The following is a 1,470-nucleotide window of genomic DNA, read 5'->3' as shown; positions in this document are numbered from 1 at the left end:
CGGCGGCGTTCGGGCACGCTGCACCGGCACTCGACGCCCGTGCCACCGCCCTTGCCGCACGGGCAGGGGTTGGCGGCCAGCACGAGCTGGAACCGGGCCGGGTAGACGACGGCGCCGAGGGCCCGGTGCAGCAGCACCTCCCCGGACTCGAGGGGCTGGCGCAGCGCCTCGAGGGTGCGCCGTTCGAACTCGGGGGCCTCGTCCAGGAACAGCACGCCGCCGTGGGCGAGGGAGGCCGCTCCCGGCCGGGCGAGGCCGCTGCCGCCGCCCACGAGGGCCGAGCGGGACGCCGAGTGGTGGGGTGCCTCGAACGGCGGGGTCCGGTCGATGTCACCGTCGAACCCCTGGGCCGTCCCGCCCCTGCGCCGGACACGGGCGTCGCCGCCGCGGAGGGAGCGCAGGGCGGCGCACTCGAGCGCGGTGCGCCGGTCCAGGGGAGGCAGGATTCCGGGCAGGCGCTCGGCGAGCATGGTCTTGCCCGCCCCCGGGGCGCCCATGAGCAGCAGGTGGTGGGCGCCGGCGGCTGCGACCTCGAGCGCGAACCGGGCCTCGGCCTGTCCGGCGACCTCGGCGAGGTCGGGCACCGCACGGGCCGGCTCCGGTTCCGGGGCTGTCACCTGCCGTCGGGCCGGGCGGTGGGGCGGCTCTCCGTCCGGTTCCCCGCCGAAGGCGCGGATGACGTCGTGCAGATGGGCGAAGCCGCGGACCTCGGCGCCGGGGACCAGTCGGGCCTCGGCCTCCGCATCCTCGGCGACGACCACCTCGGAGCACCCCGCGTCGACGGCGGCCATCACCATCGCCACGGTCTCCGGCGAGCGGTGCAGGGCGCCGTCGAGGCCGAGCTCGGCCAGGAACACGGGCCCCTCGACGTTCCGCACCCGCCCGTCCGCGGCGTAGGCCGCCAGGACGATCGCCAGGTCGTGGCACGCACCCCGCTTGTGCACCCCCGCCGGCAGCAGGTTCACGGTCAGGTGCCGCCGGGTCAGGGGCAGTCCGGCGTTGCGCGCGGCGGAGCGGATGCGGTCCCGGCTCTCCTGCAGCGCCTGGTCCGGCAGGCCGAGGAGGGTGAACCCGGGCAGGGACTGGGCGATGTCCGCCTCGACGTGCACGACCTCCCCGCGCAGACCCGCCAGCGTGATGGAGCGGGTGCGTCCGATGCCGCTCACGGCCGCACGTCCTGCAGCAGATCGAAGCGGATCCCGCCCGTGCGCGGCACCAGCACGGCGACGGCGTCGACGCGCCAGGGCGTCCCCCGGCGGTCCGCGGCGTGGGCCCGCACCCACGCCGCGGTGAGGCGGTGCAGCCGGGTGAGCTTGCGCCGGTCGATCGACTCGAACGGGTCGCCGAAGGCCAGGCCCGGGCGGGTCGTCCCCACACCGCCCACCCACCAGCCCGCGTGGTGGGCCACGATGTCCAGCCCTCCGGCCTACCCCCCCCAGTTGCGGTCGGCGCTCACGTAGCCGCGCTCGG

2 protein-coding genes are annotated in these 1,470 nt (G+C 77.1%); both read right to left on the bottom strand.

Features of this window, described 5'->3' with window-relative positions; all coding sequences use genetic code 11:
• On the bottom strand, positions 1-1,166 hold a 1,166-nt coding region (locus tag D8M29_RS11960; protein ID WP_148111615.1), incomplete at its 3' end, for a YifB family Mg chelatase-like AAA ATPase.
• On the bottom strand, positions 1,163-1,411 hold the full coding sequence (locus D8M29_RS11955) for a hypothetical protein (protein WP_305034232.1): 249 nt from the start codon (positions 1,409-1,411) through the stop codon (positions 1,163-1,165). The genes D8M29_RS11960 and D8M29_RS11955, both read right to left, overlap by 4 nt.
• Positions 1,412-1,470 lie beyond the last annotated feature (59 nt).

The organism is Micrococcus sp. HSID17227, from assembly GCF_003989405.1.
GTDB lineage: Bacteria > Actinomycetota > Actinomycetes > Actinomycetales > Micrococcaceae > Micrococcus > Micrococcus luteus.
This window is presented reverse-complemented; position numbering and strand designations above follow the sequence as displayed.